This window comes from Stenomitos rutilans (assembly GCF_059505485.1).
The window spans coordinates 74,580-93,547 of the sequence record NZ_JCACKR010000025.1 but is presented as its reverse complement, the minus strand read 5'-3'; the positions used below and the strand labels follow the sequence as shown (position 1 = coordinate 93,547).

General features: G+C 51.6%; 16 protein-coding genes. 12 read left to right on the top strand and 4 right to left on the bottom strand.

The window, feature by feature from the left end; genetic code table 11:
- Nucleotides 1–3: 3 nt before the first annotated feature.
- On the bottom strand, nt 4–1,068 hold the full coding sequence (locus AC5JLP_RS03070; protein ID WP_496066429.1) for a hypothetical protein: 1,065 nt from the start codon (nt 1,066–1,068) through the stop codon (nt 4–6).
- 326 nt (nt 1,069–1,394) lie between these two features.
- Between AC5JLP_RS03070 and purC the strand changes: the two genes are divergently transcribed.
- From purC to AC5JLP_RS03035, 7 genes are all read left to right on the top strand, one after another.
- Entirely contained in the window at nt 1,395–2,123 is a 729-nt protein-coding gene (gene purC, locus AC5JLP_RS03065) for a phosphoribosylaminoimidazolesuccinocarboxamide synthase (protein WP_496066428.1), read from the top strand.
- Nucleotides 2,124–2,360: 237 nt separating this feature from the next.
- Nucleotides 2,361–4,820: a BamA/TamA family outer membrane protein gene (locus AC5JLP_RS03060; protein ID WP_496066427.1), complete on the top strand. Its 2,460-nt coding sequence runs from the start codon at nt 2,361–2,363 to the stop codon at nt 4,818–4,820.
- Nucleotides 4,820–5,713 (top strand): UDP-3-O-acyl-N-acetylglucosamine deacetylase, encoded by an 894-nt coding sequence (gene lpxC, locus AC5JLP_RS03055; RefSeq protein WP_496066426.1) that lies wholly within the window; start codon nt 4,820–4,822, stop codon nt 5,711–5,713. The genes AC5JLP_RS03060 and lpxC overlap by 1 nt, the downstream gene beginning before the upstream one ends.
- A gap of 92 nt (nt 5,714–5,805) precedes the next feature.
- Nucleotides 5,806–6,351: a 3-hydroxyacyl-ACP dehydratase FabZ gene (gene fabZ, locus AC5JLP_RS03050; RefSeq protein ID WP_496066425.1), complete on the top strand. Its 546-nt coding sequence runs from the start codon at nt 5,806–5,808 to the stop codon at nt 6,349–6,351.
- A gap of 179 nt (nt 6,352–6,530) precedes the next feature.
- Entirely contained in the window at nt 6,531–7,364 is an 834-nt protein-coding gene (lpxA, locus tag AC5JLP_RS03045) for an acyl-ACP--UDP-N-acetylglucosamine O-acyltransferase (RefSeq protein ID WP_496066424.1), read from the top strand.
- Nucleotides 7,357–8,712, top strand: coding sequence for a lipid-A-disaccharide synthase (lpxB, locus tag AC5JLP_RS03040; RefSeq protein ID WP_496066423.1), 1,356 nt, complete (start codon nt 7,357–7,359; stop codon nt 8,710–8,712). The genes lpxA and lpxB overlap by 8 nt, the downstream gene beginning before the upstream one ends.
- A 308-nt stretch (nt 8,713–9,020) precedes the next feature.
- Nucleotides 9,021–10,049: a class I fructose-bisphosphate aldolase gene (locus AC5JLP_RS03035; RefSeq protein WP_496066422.1), complete on the top strand. Its 1,029-nt coding sequence runs from the start codon at nt 9,021–9,023 to the stop codon at nt 10,047–10,049.
- A gap of 353 nt (nt 10,050–10,402) precedes the next feature.
- Here AC5JLP_RS03035 and leuS read toward each other — a convergent pair whose 3' ends face one another.
- Both leuS and AC5JLP_RS03025 read right to left on the bottom strand, forming a co-directional pair.
- Nucleotides 10,403–13,126, bottom strand: a complete 2,724-nt coding sequence (gene leuS / locus AC5JLP_RS03030; protein WP_496066421.1) for a leucine--tRNA ligase — start codon at nt 13,124–13,126, stop codon at nt 10,403–10,405.
- 233 nt (nt 13,127–13,359) lie between these two features.
- Complete coding sequence (locus tag AC5JLP_RS03025; protein WP_496066420.1) at nt 13,360–13,710, bottom strand: hypothetical protein; 351 nt, start codon at nt 13,708–13,710, stop codon at nt 13,360–13,362.
- 558 nt (nt 13,711–14,268) lie between these two features.
- Between AC5JLP_RS03025 and AC5JLP_RS03020 the strand changes: the two genes are divergently transcribed.
- Both AC5JLP_RS03020 and AC5JLP_RS03015 read left to right on the top strand, forming a co-directional pair.
- Nucleotides 14,269–15,426, top strand: a complete 1,158-nt coding sequence (locus AC5JLP_RS03020) for a tetratricopeptide repeat protein (protein WP_496066419.1) — start codon at nt 14,269–14,271, stop codon at nt 15,424–15,426.
- 100 nt (nt 15,427–15,526) lie between these two features.
- The gene (locus tag AC5JLP_RS03015; RefSeq protein WP_496066418.1) at nt 15,527–15,949 is read left to right on the top strand and encodes a hypothetical protein; all 423 of its coding nucleotides are present in this window, start codon (nt 15,527–15,529) and stop codon (nt 15,947–15,949) included.
- Between the two features lie 73 nt (nt 15,950–16,022).
- Here AC5JLP_RS03015 and AC5JLP_RS03010 read toward each other — a convergent pair whose 3' ends face one another.
- A complete protein-coding gene (locus tag AC5JLP_RS03010) occupies nt 16,023–16,208 on the bottom strand; it encodes a hypothetical protein (protein ID WP_496066417.1) in 186 nt (61 codons plus the stop codon).
- A gap of 358 nt (nt 16,209–16,566) precedes the next feature.
- Between AC5JLP_RS03010 and dps the strand changes: the two genes are divergently transcribed.
- The 3 genes from dps to AC5JLP_RS02995 all read left to right on the top strand — a co-directional run bounded on the left by dps (nt 16,567) and on the right by AC5JLP_RS02995 (nt 18,949).
- Nucleotides 16,567–17,148: a DNA starvation/stationary phase protection protein Dps gene (gene dps, locus AC5JLP_RS03005; protein WP_496066416.1), complete on the top strand. Its 582-nt coding sequence runs from the start codon at nt 16,567–16,569 to the stop codon at nt 17,146–17,148.
- A complete protein-coding gene (locus AC5JLP_RS03000) occupies nt 17,148–17,969 on the top strand; it encodes a tetratricopeptide repeat protein (RefSeq protein ID WP_496066415.1) in 822 nt (273 codons plus the stop codon). Before dps ends, AC5JLP_RS03000 begins: the two co-directional genes overlap by 1 nt.
- Nucleotides 17,970–18,238: 269 nt before the next feature.
- Complete coding sequence (locus AC5JLP_RS02995) at nt 18,239–18,949, top strand: hypothetical protein (RefSeq protein ID WP_496066414.1); 711 nt, start codon at nt 18,239–18,241, stop codon at nt 18,947–18,949.
- The last annotated feature ends 19 nt before the right edge of the window (nt 18,950–18,968 follow it).

Here is an 18,968-nt window from a genome sequence, read left to right as displayed (position 1 = left end):
GAATTAATTCTCGTTCCTCAGCATGCGCTGCTGTACCTGTTGAAGCTGCTGACTATCTTTTTGCCAGATCGTCCATGCGCTGAGGCGAAGTGACACTTTTTCGCCGCTGGCATCGGTGGTCAAACCGTATTTTTGCCGCAGCATGGTCGCGTCTGCCAGAGAAACGGGTACGAACTGATCGAAAACATCATCATAAAGCCACTGGGTGTTTGCGGCTTTGAAGGCCAGGTAGTCTTTCCACAACTTGAGAACAAGCTGATGATCGCTGATCGCGGCTGCTAGCACGGGATAGATGGGATGACGTTTTGCCTCTGGCAGCGACGCAAACTGCTGAAAGGTTTTCTGTAAGGCCTCGACAAGACGGGTGTAGTCTTCGTAGCTAATGCCAATGCGCTGAGGGGTTAAATTTGCCTGGTAGACGTTATCTGGAATGCTTTTTAACTGAGTTGCGATCTCTGAAAAATGTTTGAGGGTCAGGATGGCTTGCTTTTCGGTGATGAGGCGCTGGGTGATTGCGTTTTGGTTACTGCGGTAGACGGGCAGTTTTGCCTGACTTTGTGCTGCGATCGCAGTGGTGGGTGGAATCGACTGAAGCATGGTAATCGCGGCTTCCCATTTTTCGCTGGCGCGCTGCCAAACTTTGAGCGTGTAGGGTGGCTTTTGAACGGTAACCGCTGCCTGCCATGCTAGTGTTTGAGCGGCTTTAAAGCGATCAGCGGCGGTTGTCTCGGTGGTGAAGCGATCGTTGATAGCCGCATAGTTAACCTGATAAACGGCTATTTTTTCCTTTGCCTGAGCTGAAAGGGCAGTTCCTTCGGGAATCGTTTCTAACAGGTTGATTGCCTGCCGCCACTTGACCCGCGCGGCTTGCCAGGTTTCAACCCTGTGTGGTGGATGTTGTACCATGACGGCTGCGTCCCAAGCGAGTTTGCGAGCTGCAATAAAGGTGCCGAGCGCTGACGTTGCCTGCGGGGAAGTCGCATCCGCAGGTGATGAAGCCGTTTTTACCGTTTGGCTGACCTCATCCGCAAAGCCGCGATTGTCAGCATGACAGGCTGTTAGCAGCATCAGGCCGGTCGATAAAACGATGGTTAAACGCAAACAGTGCATCACTTTCGATCGTGGATGATTGGAACTTGGAGGGGCAGTCCAGGTGCATTGCTAGACTGAGCCGTTGTGGCTCCTTACAGTTCTAACCTGCCTCAAACCAATGTGAAGGATGAGAGGATAGCATCACAGCGTACAATCATGAGAGCGACCCGACGAACGGCGAGAGCGTGATTCTGTAGATAAAGCAAATAGATAGAGTAAATCGACGATGCTATTGTGCTCAAGTGTGGCTCAAGCCCCTGCTATCATCCTGGGACCATCCTAATTCACAACCCAATCTCTCTATGACTGCTCGTTCTCAGCTTTACGAAGGCAAAGCAAAAATTCTCTACACCACTGATGATCCAGCGGTGCTGCTTACCTACTTTAAAGATGATGCCACGGCCTTCAATGCCCAAAAGCGCGGCAGTATTGAGGGCAAAGGAGCCTTTAATTGCGCGATCGCCAGTCATTTGTTTAAGCAGCTAGAAGCCAGCGGCATTCCCACTCACTTCATCGAGCAAACGAGTGCAAATGAGATGCGGGTACAGGCCGTGCAGATTGTGCCACTTGAGGTGGTGGTCAGGAACATTGCAGCGGGTAGTCTCTGTCAACAAACGGGATTGAGCCTGGGCACTGTGCTGAAACAACCGCTGGTGGAGTTTTACTACAAAAATGATGCGCTGGGTGATCCATTGCTAACGCTCGATCGCTTACTCCTACTGGAGCTTGCCACAGCAGAACAGGTCGAGCAACTCCGAGTTATGGCACTCAAGATCAACGACGTGTTGCAACCGTTCTTTATGACCTGTGGTATCACGCTGGTTGATTTCAAGCTAGAGTTTGGACTGGATCAGCATCAGCGACTGCTGTTGGCGGATGAGATTAGTCCCGATACCTGTCGCCTCTGGAATTTGACGGAGGATGATCCCAAGCAACGGGTCATGGATAAAGATCGCTTCCGTCAAGACTTGGGTGATGTGGCATCGGCTTATCGGCAAGTTATGGAGAGAGTGCTGCAACAGGCATTGTAGCGATCGTTCTAAGATGAGGCTGTCTTGTCCGAAACCGTTTTCCAGGTAGTTGCTCCTGGTGCCAAAGCACTCATTCTGGCAAGCTCACTATATTGGTACCAAGCAATGCGGTAAAATTTCACAGTTTGTCTGTTGTTTTAATCTCGCCCAGGTTTAATCTGCCGACGTTTTTGCTGTTTCATGGGTCCTGCTTTAGACAGGGCGTGGTGTGTGGACGTGTCAACTAATCCGAACAATATGCGTTTTTCTCCAGTTTTGGTGGCGTTTCTGGCTGCCACGGCAACGCTAGGTATGTCTAACACAGCCAGGGGGGAAGCTCCCGACCCAGCGCTTGTGCGAGCGGCATCGAATCAGTCTGCGACAGCTACCGATAAAGGCTCGATTAACAAACCCTCGATCGGCAAGCCTGCGATCGTGAAACCAGTCGGGAACGCTGCGATCGCCACACCAGCGACGATCGTTCCGCCAGCGACCATCGTGACTCAGGCAAAAGCGAGTCAGGCAGAGTTACTGAGTGGGCTTTCTGCACCGTCAAGCGCGAAACGGACAAAAGCCAGTCAGCGGTCAAAGTCTGCTGTATCTGCGATCGCTCAAGCTGGGCCAGGGCAAGAAACTCCCAGCCAGATTCAGCTAACGCCAGGTGGCAGCTCTCCCGCTCCACAGCCTAGCCCTGAAGCCTCCCCAACGCCAACCCCAGAAACCACCCCTTCTCCAGGTACCACTCCTGCCCCAGAAGCGTCTCCCGCTCCCGAAGCAACTCCCGCCCCAGAAACTGCGCCGACTCCTTCTGCACCAACCACAACGCCAGAGACGACTGCGCCTACAGAACAAGAACCTCCTGTGCTGGTGAGTGAAGTCGTTGTCCAGGGCGTTGAAGGAGACATTCAGCAGCAGGTTTATCAGGCGATTCGGACGCAGCCAGGACGCACCACAACGCGCACTCAGCTACAGGAAGATATCAACGCTATCTTTGGGCTGGGCTACTTTTCTAACGTGCGGGCCGTGCCAACCGATACTCCCCTGGGGGTACGCGTCACCTTTGAAGTGCAGTTAAACCCTGTGCTGCAAAAGGTGCAGCTAGAGGGCACAACCCTTTTACCAGAACCAGTGCTTACGGATGCATTCAGTGATCAGTACGGCAAAGTACTGAACCTGGTGCAGCTGCAGGAAGGCATCAAGAAAGTCAACAAATGGTATCAGGATAATGGCTATGTCCTGGCTCAGGTGGTTGAAGCGCCGCAGGTTTCGCCCGATGGTATTGTCACGCTACAAGTGGCTGAAGGGGTGGTTGAAGATATCCAGGTACGCTACGTCGATAAGGATGGCAACGAATGTAAACGAAACGATCAGGGTAAGTTTGTCCTTCTGGACCCTCAAGGCAACCCGGTCTTAAATAAAGAAGGCAAGCCAACTGGATGTCGGGCACGCACGCGCCCCTATGTCGTCAAACGCGAGTTTGAATTGAAGCCTGGACAGGTCTTTAACCGCACTAAAGTGGAACGTGACTTACAGCGCGTTTTTGGCCTTGGCATTTTTGACGATGTGAAGCTATCGCTGTCACCGGGACAAGATCCCCGTAAAGTGGTGGTTGTGGCAAATGTGGTTGAGAAGAACACGGGATCGATCGCAGCCGGTGCCGGGATTAGTTCTGCAAGTGGTCTCTTTGGTACTGTCAGCTACCAGCAGCAAAACGTGGGTGGTAACAATCAGAAGCTGGGTGCTGAGGTGCAGTTGGGGATCCGAGAAACGCTGTTTGACCTGAACTTTACCGATCCGTGGATTGGGGGCGATCCCTACCGCACGTCGTATACAGTGAACCTGTTCCGACGACAAACTATCTCGCTCATCTTTGATGGTGGCCCAAGGGATGTGAACCTGCCAAACGGCGATACCCCCAGAGTCGTGCGGACAGGAGCAGGGGTTAGCTTCTCACGTCCGCTAAATGGTAATCCGTATACCCGACCCGAATGGGCTGCTTCACTGGGCTTCCAGTATCAGCGCGTCAGAATTAATGATGGTGACGGCAGACTAAGCCCACGAGATGAATTTGGTAACAACCTCAGCTTTAGCGGCGAGGGCAAAGACGATTTGTATACGGTGCAGTTTGGGGTCGTGCGCGATCGTCGTAATGACCTCCTGCGACCCACAGCAGGATCGTTGCTGCGACTGGGAACTGAGCAATCGATCCCTCTGGGTAAGGGTAATATTCTCTTGAACCGATTGCGGGCAAGCTACAGCTTCTACATACCCACACGCCTCCTACAATTTACACCTGCCTGCCGCGATCCCAAATCTAGAGACTGCCCGCAAACCTTTGCCTTCAACGTTCAAGGAGGTACGGTGTTGGGTGATTTACCCCCCTACGAAGCGTTTGCCTTAGGCGGCAGTAACTCAGTCCGGGGGTATGACGAAGGCGATCTGGGCAGTGCCAAGACCTTCCTTCAGGCAACCGTCGAGTATCGCTTCCCGGTGTTTTCTGTCATTTCGGGTGCGCTTTTCTTGGATGCCGCTACCGACTTTGGCACTGGCGATAACGTTCCAGGTAATCCAGCAGGCGTTCGTGGCAAGCCAGGAGAAGGCTTTGGCTATGGCTTGGGTTTGCGGGTGCAGTCACCTTTGGGACCGATTCGGATTGACTTTGGTATTAACGATAGCGGTGATACGCAGTTCCACTTCGGTATCGGAGAGCGCTTCTAATGGAACCAGAAGTCAACCGTCAAACGCTAGAAACAGGCGGCTTTGGCAAGGGGCTACAACAAACGCTGCGGACTGGCTTTGTGCGATCGGGCATTGGCCTCCATACCGGAGCGTCGGTTCAGGTGCGCGTGTTACCAGCCACTGTAGGTCAAGGGCGCTATTTTGTGCGGGTTGATCAACCAGGTACACCAGTCATCAAGGCCCAAATAGCAACCGTTCGCCCAACCCAACTCTCGACTGAATTAGCCCAAGGTGAGGCCACGGTGCGGACAGTTGAGCATTTGTTAGCCGCGCTAGCCGCCTTGGGCGTGGACAACGCTCGCATCGAGATTAACGGGCCAGAAGTTCCGCTGCTGGATGGGTCGGCCAAGGATTGGGCAGAGGCGATCGTTCAAGTTGGTACAGTGCCCCAATCTGAACCGCGATCGGTCTGGGCACTGCCAGAGCCGCTATGTGTCCAAGAGGGCGATGCCTTTGTGATAGCACGTCCCTCTAGTGAACTGCGCTTTACCTATGGCATTGATTTTGATTTGTCCGCGATCGGCAATCAGTGGCACAGTTGGTCACCCGATGCAATGCGTGAAGAGTCCTTAACCTTTGCCGCTGTCATTGCGCCTGCCCGCACCTTTGGACTCGCCCACCAAATTGAAGCGCTCCGCGATCGGGGGCTGATCAAAGGCGGGAGTTTAGACAATGCGCTGGTCTGTGGCTCCGAAGGCTGGTTAAATCCGCCGTTGCGATTTCTAAATGAACCAGTTCGTCATAAACTTTTAGATTTAGTAGGAGATTTGAGCCTGCTAGGAAACTTTCCCGTAGCGCATTTTCTGGCATACAAGGCTAGCCACCATCTGCATACTCAATTGGCACGTTCGATTGCCGCCCTTCACTGTTAGCTACTCGTCGCCGCTTCCAAGTTTCCAGAAAAGATAGTCGCTAACCAACATGTCCTCCGGCCCTACTGCACCTCTATCGAAGCCCTAAACCCATGTCGATCTTCGCTGATGTCAATACTCCCGATGCTCCTTCCAGCCATGTGACAACGCCTCTTCAAGCTGAGATGGATCACATCTCCTCTGAACACTCCCATCCCGAAACTGAAGTGACCATCCCGGTTGAAGAGATTCAAAAGCTCCTACCCCATCGCTACCCGTTTTCGCTAGTCGATCGCATCATTAAGTACGTGCCAGGAAAATTTGCGGTTGGCATTAAAAACGTCACTTTTAATGAACCTCATTTTCAAGGCCACTTTCCAGGCAGGCCGATCATGCCGGGCGTGCTAATTGTGGAAGCAATGGCACAGGTGGGGGGCGTTGTGTTGACACAAATGGCAGACGTGCAAAGCGGGCTGTTTATGTTTGCAGGTATCGATAAAGTGCGGTTTCGTCAGCCTGTCGTACCGGGCGATCAGCTTATCATGACAGTAGAGCTGCTCTCGGTGAAGCGCCGTCGTTTTGGCACCATGCAAGGACGGGCCGAAGTCGATGGACGGCTTGTGGCTGAAGGGGAACTCAAGTTTGCCCTTGTTGATTAATCACCGTTCAAGACTCACACGAGATTGCTGTTGGGCCAATCTATGTTCTCGATCTGCCGCGTTTTCAGTCTGTCTAAAATTTGTTTAGTGTGGTTAAACGGCTGAGAGTTTGCTGCGTTATCAGTTTCTACCCCGTAACGTGTCACCACTCCTACCCCATCCTCGATCGCTAATACCCTATGGCAACCTTAATTCATCCAACGGCTGTGATTCATCCTGGTGCTGACTTGCACCCAACGGTGCAGGTGGGTGCGTATGCGGTCATTGGTGCGCGGGTTAAGGTTGGCGCAGAAACTACGATCGGCCCTCACGTCGTGCTGGATGGTTGGACAGAGATTGGCGCGAGAACTCGCATTTTTCCCAGCGCGACCATTGGCTCAGAACCTCAAGACCTCAAGTACGACGGCTCCGAAGGCTTAGTTAGCATTGGCGATGACAATTACATCCGTGAATACGTCACGATTAATCGACCCACCTATGCAAACGAAGCTACGTTGATTGGCAATGGCAATCTGCTCATGGCCTACGTCCACGTTGGGCACAACTGCGTGATTGAAAATCAGGTGGTTATTTCTAATGCTGTAGCGCTGTCAGGCTACGTTCATATCGAATCGAGAGCACGCTTGAGTGGGGTCTTTGGGGTTCACCAGTTTGTCCACATTGGGCGCTATGCGATGGTGGGTGGGATGAGCCGCATTGTGCGTGATGTGCCGCCCTACATGGCGGTTGAAGGTAATCCTGCACGGGTGCGATCGCTCAATCGGGTTGGTCTCAAGCGTGCTGGCTTTGCAGATGCGATGGAGGGGAAACCGTATCAGGCGCTCAAGCAAGCTTTCCGCATTCTCTACCGTTCTGGCCTCTCCCTCAATGAGGCGCTGGAGAAGCTAGAAATGCTGCCATATGATGAACATGTGCATCACCTCCAGCACTTTTTACGATCGTCTCAGCAGCCAGGGCGACGGGGGCCAACGTCTGGTAAGCGAGTGGTAACGTCAGGTGATGACGATGATTGAGCCAGAACATGAGACTGGGCATGAAGGCACAGTCATTCAAACGGATAACACCATTCCTCAGGTAACTGCTTCAACTCAACACTCAACACTCAACACTCAACACTCACCTCGCCCCATACGTCTGTTCATTAGTACGGGCGAAGTGTCGGGCGATCTTCAAGGATCGCTGTTAATTAAGGCGTTGAAGCGTCAGGCTGAACAACTAGGACTCGCACTAGAAATCTTGGCGATGGGGGGCGATCGCATGGCGGCAGCAGGCGCAACGCTCCTGGCGCATACCAGCGCGATCGGCTCGATGGGCATTTTTGAATCCTTGCCGTTTGTGTTGCCGACTCTCAAAGTGCAGCGTCAGGCGAAACGCTATTTGCAGCAGCATCCACCTGATTTAACCGTTCTCATTGACTATATGGGACCTAATCTGGCGTTTTGTGAATATCTGCCAGCTCAGTTTCCCAAGGTTCCGATCATCTACTACATTGCGCCGCAAGAATGGGTCTGGGGCGATCAATGGCCGTGGGGAGTTAAGCTTTTTCGCTCTGATCTGGTGGTCAAAGCAACGAAGCGCATACTGGCGATCTTTCCGGGTGAAGCCAGCTATTTTCAACGCAAGGGGGGGCAGGTTGCCTGGGTAGGACATCCGTTGCTCGATCGCATGCAAAGCGCCCTCGATCGAAACAGTGCTCGCTCTGCGTTAGGCATTCCAGCTGATCAAACGGCGATTGTCCTCCTACCAGCCTCACGGCAGCAAGAGTTAAAGTACCTGATGCCCGTGATGTTTGCGGCTGCCCAGCAGATTCAGTCCAAGTTGCCCAACGTACACTTCTGGATTCCGCTGGCGTTAACCAAATATCGTGCCCTCATTGAGCAAGCCATTCAGCGCTATGGGTTACAGGCTACTCTTCTCGAAGAGCCACGAGCCGCTGCCAGCGATGTTGCAGCGTCTTCGCCCACCCTTCAAGCGATCGCGGCAGCAGACTTAGCCATTACCAAGTCGGGCACCGTTAATCTCGAAATTGCCCTGCTTAAAGTGCCTCAAGTCGTGATGTACAAAGTTAATCCGGTCACGGCCTGGATTTTAAACCGTGTGCTCAAGATTTCGTTGCCGTTTGTCTCGCCGCCGAACCTGGTAGAGATGAAGCCGATCGTGCCGGAATTTTTGCAGGATCAGGCAACGCCAGAAAACCTGGTTCAAGAAGCGTTGGCGCTGCTGTTAGATCAGAACCGTCGTCAGACCATGATGGCAGACTATGACAGTATGCGTCGTGCTCTGGGCGATGTTGGCGTGTGCGATCGTGCCGCTCAAGAAATCTTTAGCCTGCTGGATGAGGCGGCAGATGGCAAGCGCTAAGAGAGTCGTTTTTTCATGCCGTTTTAAGCCGTGTTTAAGGCAGAACACTTAAGCTAAGCGTCGGAAAGCAGATGCCACATACCACACTTAACACTCATAACTCCCTCTCCCCTTACCCTTGCGTTCTCAATCTTCTCTGGCATTTACCTGATTAACGTCGATCGTCGCAGCCTAAAGCCAGTGATGCAGAAGACGAACGGATAGCTCAAGATTAGCTAGGCTTGAAAAGTACGAGTGCATTGGACTAATTAGTACGTTGGACTAGTTGGTGCGGATGACGAATACGTTGCTCCTGACGAGGTAGAAGTATGTACGCGCAAGAATTGGTTAGAACAGCAAACGCGATGGTCGCTCCTGGAAAGGGCATTTTAGCGGCAGATGAAAGCTATAGCACGGCAAACAAGCGTTTCGAGAAGCTGGGCATTCCCACAACAGAAGAAATGCGTCGGGCATACCGCGAAATGCTCTTTACCACTCCGGGCATTGGTGACTTTTTTAGCGGCGTGATTTTGTTTGACGAAACAATTCGGCAGTCAACCAAAGACGGTACGCCCTTTACAAAGGTACTGCTGGACGCTGGCGTTATTCCAGGTATCAAGCTGGATGAAGGCGCAAAACCTCTAGCCAAATCCCCTGAAGAAACCGTGACGGAAGGGTTAGATGGCCTACGCGATCGCATTGCCGAGTACTACAAAATGGGCGCACGGTTTGCTAAGTGGCGTGCAGTCATCAAAATTGGCAACGGTATTCCCTCCCATCGTTGCATTGATACCAACGCGCACGCCCTCGCTCGTTATGCCGCGCTGTGTCAAGAAGGGGGACTGGTGCCGATCGTCGAGCCAGAAGTATTGATGGATGGCGATCACACCCTGATGCAGAGCTATGGCGTGCATCACGAAGTTCTCAAGACGGTGTTTGATGCCCTGTACGTTCAAGGCATCGAGCCGGATCAAATGATTCTCAAGCCCAGCATGGTCATTTCTGGTGAGAATTGTCCTCAGCAGGCAAGCGTGGAAGACGTAGCACGCTGGACGGTAAAATGTCTGCGAGAGCGTGTTCCCGCAGCCGTCCCCGGTTGTGCTTTCCTTTCAGGTGGGCAAAGCGATGAACTGGCAACCGCCCATCTCAGCGCCATGAACAGCCTGTTCAAAGACCAACTGCCCTGGAAACTGACGTTTTCCTATGGTCGGGCGCTCCAGCAAGCCGCTATGCAAACCTGGAACGGACAGGATGCGAACATAGCAGCCGCGCAAAAAGAACTGTACCATCGGGCGAAGCTAAATAGCGCCGCCGCTCTAGGACAATACCAGCCAGACATGGAAAAAGTCGCGGCCTAAGCGGGTATGGCGGCTCAAGGCAAGCATCAAAAGATCCCTTGCTTTGAGCCGATTATAGTAAGAGGCAGGGGGCAGGGGCAGAGGGCGGAAGGCAGAAGAAGTTGTTGGTTGTTGATTTTTAGAAGAAAGTGATGGCTGATGGCTGACCGCTGACCGCTCTCTCACGCAAAACTTCTACACTGACTGCTGATAGCTAATCGCTCTTTGGTAGTCCTATTTTGAAAAGGATAAAGAATAGTGGAGCGAGGGTGAGAGCGTGTGATGATGGGCATTTCTCCCTCTCCCACGCTCTCGTCATCCTGCCCTCTGGGGCACTACCCGCTCTTTAACTCAAAACTCACTCCCCTCCATCCTTAACCTGCCACTACAAAATTCACCAATTTCCCAAGGACGACAATCACCTTTTTGATGTCTTTGCCGTCGGTATGTTTTTTGGTGATCTCGGAGGCACGGGCATGTTCCTCTAGAGCTGGCTTGTCATCCGCGATCGCCGATGCCACCTGAATTGTGCCCCTGGTTTTACCGTTGATTTGAATCACAACCGTTTTTTCATCCTCAACCAGCGCGGCAGGGTCAGCCGTCAGCCAGGGTTGCATGTGTACCGAATCCGTATGACCCAGGTTGTGCCACAATTCTTCGGCAATATGCGGTGCAAAAGGAGCCAACATGAGCAGCAGCGCGTGAATCCCCTCAGCATATGCAAGCGAATCCTTGCAGGTCGCATCCGTCAGCGCATTACTCAGCTTCATCAGTTCCGAAACAGCCGTATTGAACTGATACTCACCTTCCAGGTCATCCGTAATCGCTGCGATCGCCATGTGGATCGATCGGCGCAATTCTTTTTCGGGCTTGGTGAGGGTTGTGAAGACAGTTTTGAGTTTTGAGTTTTGAGTTTTGAGTTCTGAATCAGGTCTGGCTCCTGACTCTTGGCTCCTGTCTCCTGACTCCTGATTCCCAAACTCCATCACTAACCGCCACACCCGATTCAAAAAGCGCGACTGTCCTTCTACATCAGCCTCATCCCACTCCAGATCCTTTTCAGGCGGCGCTTTGAATAAGATAAACATCCGGGCAGTATCCGCACCGTATTTTTCAATCACTGCACCTGGAGCGACACCGTTGTAACTGGACTTGGACATTTTTACGTAGACACATTCCAGTGGATCGCCTGTTTCGGGATCAGTCGGATTTGTCAGATCGGCAATTTGTGTGGCAATAACGTACTTGCCTGTGCGAGGATTCCGGTAGGTTTCGCCCTGCACCATGCCCTGCGTCAGCAAGCGCTGAAACGGTTCGCCAAAGTTGAGCAGGCCGCGATCGCGCAGCACTTTGGTAAAGAAACGCGAATACAGCAGATGCAAAATCGCGTGCTCAATGCCGCCCACGTACTGATCGACGGGCATCCAATCGTTGGTTTTAGCAGGGTCGAAGACCTTTTGATCATCACGGGCATCAGGGTAGCGCAAGAAATACCACGACGAATCAATAAATGTATCCATCGTGTCGGTTTCGCGTCTCGCCGCCGTCCCGCAAGTTGGACAGGGCACATTCACCCACGACTCCAGCGTTGCCAACGGTGAGCCTCCCCGACCAGAAAGCTCCACATTCTCTGGCAACTGCACAGGCAAATCGGCATCTGGCACTGCAACAGGGCCACACTTCGGGCAATGAATAATTGGAATCGGTGCGCCCCAATAACGCTGCCGCGAAATCAACCAATCCCGCAATCGATACTGAATCCGCGCCTTGCCAAAGCCTTTCTGTTCAGCAAATTGCACGATCGCCGTTTTCGCCTCTACAGACTGCAGCCCGTTAAATTCGCCTGAACTGATCAAGACTCCCGGTTCGGTAAAGGCTTGGGTCAAGGGTGCGGGGTGTAGGGTGTAGGGTGTAGGGGAAGATTCTACTCCTGACTCCTGACTCCTGACTCCTGACTCCTCTCCCTGCCCTTCTGACTCCTGCCCTCTGCCCTCTGTCTCCCTTGCTGCCACTACCTGTCGAATCGCTAATCCCTGCTCCTTCGCAAACTTGAAGTCGCGCACGTCATGGGCAGGCACCCCCATCACCGCACCTGTACCGTACTCATACAGCACATAGTCTGCAATCCAGATGGGAATTTCTTCACCCGTAAAGGGATTAATCGCCTTGCCGCCAGTGGGAATGCCGCGCTTGGGTTTATCTTCTGCGGTGCGTTCCAGTTCGCTTTGATCAGCAATTTCTTGCACAAAGGCTTCTACAGCCGCTTGGCGATCGCTCGTTGTCACCTTCTGCGTCAGCGGATGTTCGGGTGCCAGCACCACATAGGTTACGCCATACACCGTATCGGGTCGGGTCGTGAACACCCCAATCTTCTCATCGGAACCGACGATCGGAAATTCCAGGTAAGCCCCGGTAGATTTGCCAATCCAGTTTGCCTGCATTAGCTTGACGCGCTCAGGCCATCCAGTTAGCGTTTCTAAATCGTTCAACAACTGCTCGGCGTAGTCGGTGATTTTGAAGAACCACTGGCGCAGCAGCTTACGTTCGACCTTTGCACCCGATCGCCACGATTTACCTTCGCCATCCACCTGTTCGTTTGCCAGCACCGTCTGGTCGATCGGGTCCCAGTTCACCGCCGATTCTTTCTGGTATGCCAGACCTGCCTGAAAAAATTGCAGAAAAATCCACTGCGTCCATTTGTAATAGTCAGGCGAGCAGGTTGCCACCTCGCGGCTCCAGTCGTAGGACAGGCCCAGCCGCTTCAGCTCAGCTCGCATCTGGTCGATGTTCTGGTACGTCCACTTAGCAGGATGAACGCCGCGATCGATCGCTGCATTTTCCGCAGGTAACCCAAAGGCATCCCAGCCCATTGGGTGGAGTACCCGATAGCCCTGCATCCGCCGCACCCGCGCCAGCACATCTGTAATCGTGTAGTTGCGGACATGCCCCATGTGCAGGCTTCCCGATGGATAGGGAAACATGGACAGCGCGTAAAATTTTGGCTGGCTGCGATCATCGGGCGTGAGGTCTAACCCCTGCTCTGCCCACGTTTGCTGCCAGCGCTTTTCAATTGATGCGGGGTTATAACGGGACTCCACGAAAACGGCTCCTACTCAGTCCTTTTGCTATACTCTACCCTACAAAGAAACGGCGCGTCTGCTATGACGAATCTTCTAGAAGCCATACAAAATATTGTTTATAGTTCCATTTCAAATTTAGTTAGCTACTAAGCCGCTCATCATCTAAATTCTGAGTTAAACGCCTTCCAGCAACGGCCTCATTGATATTTTTGTATGAGTTAAATGTGTAATAGCTTGACGATTAACTTTCGCTAATGGTTTGCTATACAACCAATAGCTTCTCTAAGCTTACGTTTTAGATCTCCAGAAGTAGGCAAATCTCCAATTTCTTTGCAGAGCTTTTGCTTAGGCTCTCCCTTCTTAAGACGCTCTATGTAAACTCCTATAAGGAAACCATCAAGCCCATACCTAACTAAAGCATCAGTAATTAGGCCGGTAATTCCAAGAAGACCTATTCCACCAAGCATTCCAAATGGCCCCCCAAGGGTCGCTAACGCTGCTGTTATAGCAGCGGCACCAAACAGACCAGTAGCAGCCATTGTGATAACAAGTAGTACACCAGGTAAACCAAAAGCAGCAACCTTTCTGAACACTTCATCCATAAATTATTAACCAATGAGTTTTGACAATAGTTTAGATGCAGAGTTCCCTAAAGCTGTCAAGACAAGAATAGCGATTTTGCAACCCTTTTTGGCTGAAGATGCTTAAAATTGCAGATCTTCACAGCTAATATAGCTGATGAGCTTGGGCTACTGTAACCATTTACATCAGATGAAAGCTTCGACTCCGCTAACTTTTCCTAGCGTCGCTGTAATCTAGTTGGGTTTCATACCTCACTCAACCTACATATGTCCTCAATTTAATTGAACCTAACAAGAGCAAGTTTTAAGGGCTGTGAGAACATGGGGGTGACGGGTGATTGGCTTTGATAAAGGTAGAGCGATACTACATCAAGACATTGGGTTGTGCCTCCATTCAACCTACGGGGAAGATAGCAGTCAACCAGAATTCGTGCTGTCTTCGTGCCTCCACCTCGCCCATGCGTTTTTTTGCGTTTAGATACACTGCCACAACCATTGCAGCGATTCAGGCAATTTTGGGAATGCTGAGCATAAAGCACCAGAGACGCTTTTGCTGGCTAGAAGGGCGCATTAACATCCATGACGCAGACCACCGAAACTGAACCGTTTGAAGCTGAAGCCGTTTTTCAGCGCGGCTTGACGTTGAGCGAACAGGGAGAATACGAAGCGGCGATCGCCCATTTTGATCACATCTTGCAATTTCAGCCGGAGCATGGCAACGCCTGGAACGAAAAGGGCAATGCGCTCATCACGCTCAACCGTCATGCAGAAGCCTTGACCAGCTTTGAGCACGCGATTCAGTTCAGTGCAGCATCCCCATCAACACACTACAGTTTGGGCTGGGCAGCCTCCGTACTGGGGCAGCATGAACGCGCGATCGCCAGCTTTGAACAGGTGCTGGCACTTCAGGCAGACTTTCCCAATGCGCACTATAGTTTGGGGCTTGCGCTCTACATGACCGGGCAGTACAAAGCCGCGATCGCGCACCTGCACACCGCTTTGGAGCAGCAGCCCACGTTTGCAGATGCCTGGTACAGTCAAGGGTTAGCCCTTTATGCCACAGGTCGCTACGAAAGCGCCATCAAGCATTTCAACCAAGTGCTAGAGCTACAGCCTGACTACCAGGTCGCGTTTAGCGGTCGTGGAGCCGCGTTGATGGGCTTGGGCGACTACGAAGCCGCGATCGTGAGCTATGACAAGGCGCTGGGGTTAAATCCAGACGATGCCGAATCCTGGTATCAGTGGGCCATGTGTCTCAAGCGTTCTGGGCGGTATAAAGATGCCATTTTGGGTTACGACAAGGCGTTTATGCTTCAGCCCAATCATGCGGCTGCTTTCGGACGAGGCTGTTGCTGGTTGAAGTTGGGGCACTACGACGATGCGATCGCCAGCTACGAGCGCGCACTGGAGTATCAACCCAATCATTACGAAAGCTGGTTCAACCGAGGGGTCGCACTCAAACAACTGGAACGGTTTGCCGAAGCGGCTGACAGCTATGACCACGCGATCGCGCTACGACCAAACGATCCCAAAGCGCGAAACAATCTAGGGAGTATTTTGCTTAGCCTGGAGCGAGTAGACGAGGCGATCGCTTGCTACGACAAGGTGTTAGCGCTCAACCCAGACGACGAACTGGCCCAGAAGAATCGCACTGTTGCTTTGCGGCGATCGCAGCCAGTAAGAGATAATAAGGCTTACGCAAACCTCGGAGCTTTGAACCAGAAATCAGATAGCTAAAACAATGCTGTTGCTTCAACCTCCGAGGTTTTAGTCAAACTGCGTAAGTCCTGGGTAATAAAACTTCAGGCGCAAGCTAATCGTCGAATGGGGGAATGCAATGGGACAATACGAGCGCTTAATCCTCATGGCAGAGGACGAATTGACGCAATACAGCACCGATGCCCGCAAAATTGAAAAGCTGCGGCAAAAAATTGGCTTGTCTGTACCTCCAGGTGAACAACGTCAGGTCAAAGAGACCCTTCTGGCAGAATTGCCGACCGATCCCATTAGCCAGATAGTCGAGAATCAGCGTCAGGCCGTCGCGCTACCCTTCTGGGGCATTGCAGGGTTGGGCTTGCTGCTCGGCATTTCGTTCATGCAGCCATTGGATTTCATTGCCACGTTTATCGGTAGTGCGATCGCCTTCAACGTGCAGAAATGGGGTTGGAACCTGCAAGCTAAACGCCTAGTCTTGCAAACGCTAGAGGATATTGAATCCAAAACTCGTAAACCCGTTGCAGAGACAATCACCGAAGAGTAAAGGCAAAGCATCGGGCAATGCTTTTTCGTGCAGTTTAAAGGAATGATGAACCGTATGCTTCGCCCCTACCTCTTTACCAGGCTTGATCAATCGCCGAAAGCTTTACGGCTGTCTCTCTTTGCATGGGAGCCTCCAGCGCCACACCTTTGATATCAGCGTTGAAGCGAGGGATAGGCAACACGGCTACAACCGTCCCAATTAAGGTAAAGACGGCAAACAGTTTGAATGTCATGGCGCGATCGAAAAGGGGAGTGTTCATAGCAAATGCAGTTAATGACTCTTCGTTCTTCATGCAAACTTCAAGTGATCCGGGGAATACCCTTCTCTTTCTTTCAGTAAGGCTCTTTCTTTTAATTAGGACTTACGCATTTGCCCCCTAGCCCCCAATGCTGAGGGCTTTAATTGGCTCGGTTCCCCCAGCATTGGGGGCTAGGGGGCGAAAGATGATCGCTTTTGCGTAAGTCCTATTAATAAGACTGTCGTGAGGTCGTAAGCGGTTCACTTGCGAGGGCATAAAAGGCTCACCCAACAGGCTATTTCTCAAAACCATTTGCGCGTTTTAGGACTTTTCTCTCTAAACTGGGTATAGATAATGGTTCTGTCAGAGGCTCAAGCACATGGGTAGTAAGGATTACAAGCAACCACTGTATGCAACGCGCATTGATCTTCTCGCTGAAACGCGCGCACAGATTATCGGACTGCTCAATCAGACGTTGGCCTTTACGCTAGACCTTAAAACGCAGGTCAAGCAGGCACACTGGAACGTGAAGGGGTTGGACTTTTATCAGCTCCATGAATTGTTTGATGAACTGGCAGGCGAACTGGAAGAGTTTATTGACCTGGTGGCTGAACGGGTGACGGCATTGGGCGGTCTGGCTTTGGGCACGGCTCGCGTTGCCGCACAGGTTTCGGAATTGCCGGAGTATCCCTTTGACATTCTGGATGGCAAAGATCATGTGGTGGCGCTGGCCGATCGCTATGCCATCTACGCCAAACTTGTTCGCGAGGGCATTGCCAAAACTGATGACTTGGGCGATGCCGATACGGCTGATCTCTACACCGAGGTATCGCGGGCGATCGACAAGCGGCTATGGTTCTTGGAAGCCCACCTGCAAGCGAGCGTTGTGGATTCTCACAATGGCAGCACGTCTGCAACCGCAGACACTGAAACCACTAAAGCGGCTGGCAAAGCAAAATAATGGGTACTTCCGTTGCGGTTAATCAGGCCAATTTTGAGGCTGAAGTGATTCAGCAATCTCACGCCAAGCCTGTACTCATCGATTTTTTTGCCCAGTGGTGTGGCCCCTGCCAAATGCTAAAGCCTGTGCTAGAAAAGCTGGCACAGGAGTACGATTTTGTTCTGGCAAAAGTCGATATCGATCAGAGTCCTGACTTAGCCCATACTTACGGCGTGGAAGGCGTTCCTGATGTCAAGGTTGCAGTCAACGGCACGGTGACGGATGGCTTTGTCGGGATGTTACCGGAGCCAAAACTCCGCGAATTTCTGGCGCAGCTACAAATCACATCGGTTTTGGATGAGGCCCTGGAAGCAATCTATGCCGATGCGGCGATCGGTCAGGTCGAGCAAGCCGAAGCACAACTCAGGGCGTTGCTAGAACAGTACCCCGACAATCGTGGGCTGATCTTGGAAGCGGCTAACTTTTACCTCGAAGCCGATCACCTGGATGTAGCAGAATCGCTGCTGGCGAAAATTCAGGACTATGACAAAGAGTATGCAACCCATGCCAAAACGTTGAAAGCACTGGTGCAATTCAAACAATTTGCGTTGCAGCCAGACGGGGATAGTGACCTCGATCGTGCCTTTCAACATGCCGCCAACCTGGTGCTAGAAGAGAACTACGCCGCCGCTTTGGAGCAATTTCTTAGTATTCTCACCAAAGACCGACGGTTTCGAGAGGATGGTGCCCGTAAAGCAATGGTGGCAGTGTTTGACCTGCTTGGCGACAACCATGCGTTGACCAAAGACTACCGCAAACGGTTGGTCATGGCGCTGTACTAATAGTTGGTAAGTTTTTAGTTGTTAGTTTTTAGTAGGGTGGGCAACGCCTACCTAGCCTGGGGCAGATCAAACGAGATCGCGGTTTTCGGATAAGCAATCGGTAGAAACCTGCTACGCCGAATGAGTGGACTATGAGGTTTGAATGGTTGGTTCACCCCATTGTGTGGATCGACCATTTGCGATCGTCTAAAGGATACTTGATGCATGACATGTCGTATAACAAAGGCAAGATGGGCACGATAAAAGGTTGCAACTCACCGCAGAAATTAATGACGACGACTTACAGACTGTCACCTGAATTCTTCCGTCAGATGAAGCAAAGAATGCTTCTCACAATGATTCCAACTTTTACGATCGCAATGGTCATTGGCATACTTGTTGCTGATCGGGGAAAACTGTCAAGCACTTCGCTCTTTCTTATCCCGCTCTTTAGCGTTATTTTGTTTTTTTCTGTTCGCAACACCATAAAGGAACAACAAAAGCGCTGGTCAAGTTATGGTCTTATCTTACGTGAAGATGCTCTCAGCCGCATTCAGGATGGCTTTCCAGGCGTGATCATTGATCGAAGTGAAATTGCCAAAATTACTGAGTATACGGGACGAGAATTGTTAATTCAGGGATCAAATAAAAATCTCCAAATTTTTGTACCAGCGACACTAGAGAGTTACACAACATTAAAAGAACAGCTCGAACAGTGGCATCCGATCGAGATACGACCAAACAACGATCGCCTTAACAGCTTATTAATTCTATTTGCTAGTTTTGGTTCAGTCGCTGCCTTTGCGATTACAGCGCTATCCCCAAACAAGTACATTGTCATTGGCGTTGGTACAATGTATCTAATACTTTTAGGGCTTGCCATCATCCAGACTCAGAAAAGCTCTCTGGTTGATAGAAAAACAAAATCTGCAATTTGGTGGGTAATTATACCAATGTTGGCAATTGGGTTGCGTATCGTTGCAGCAATTGCAGGTCTCTAAAAAGCTGTTTTAGGATTAG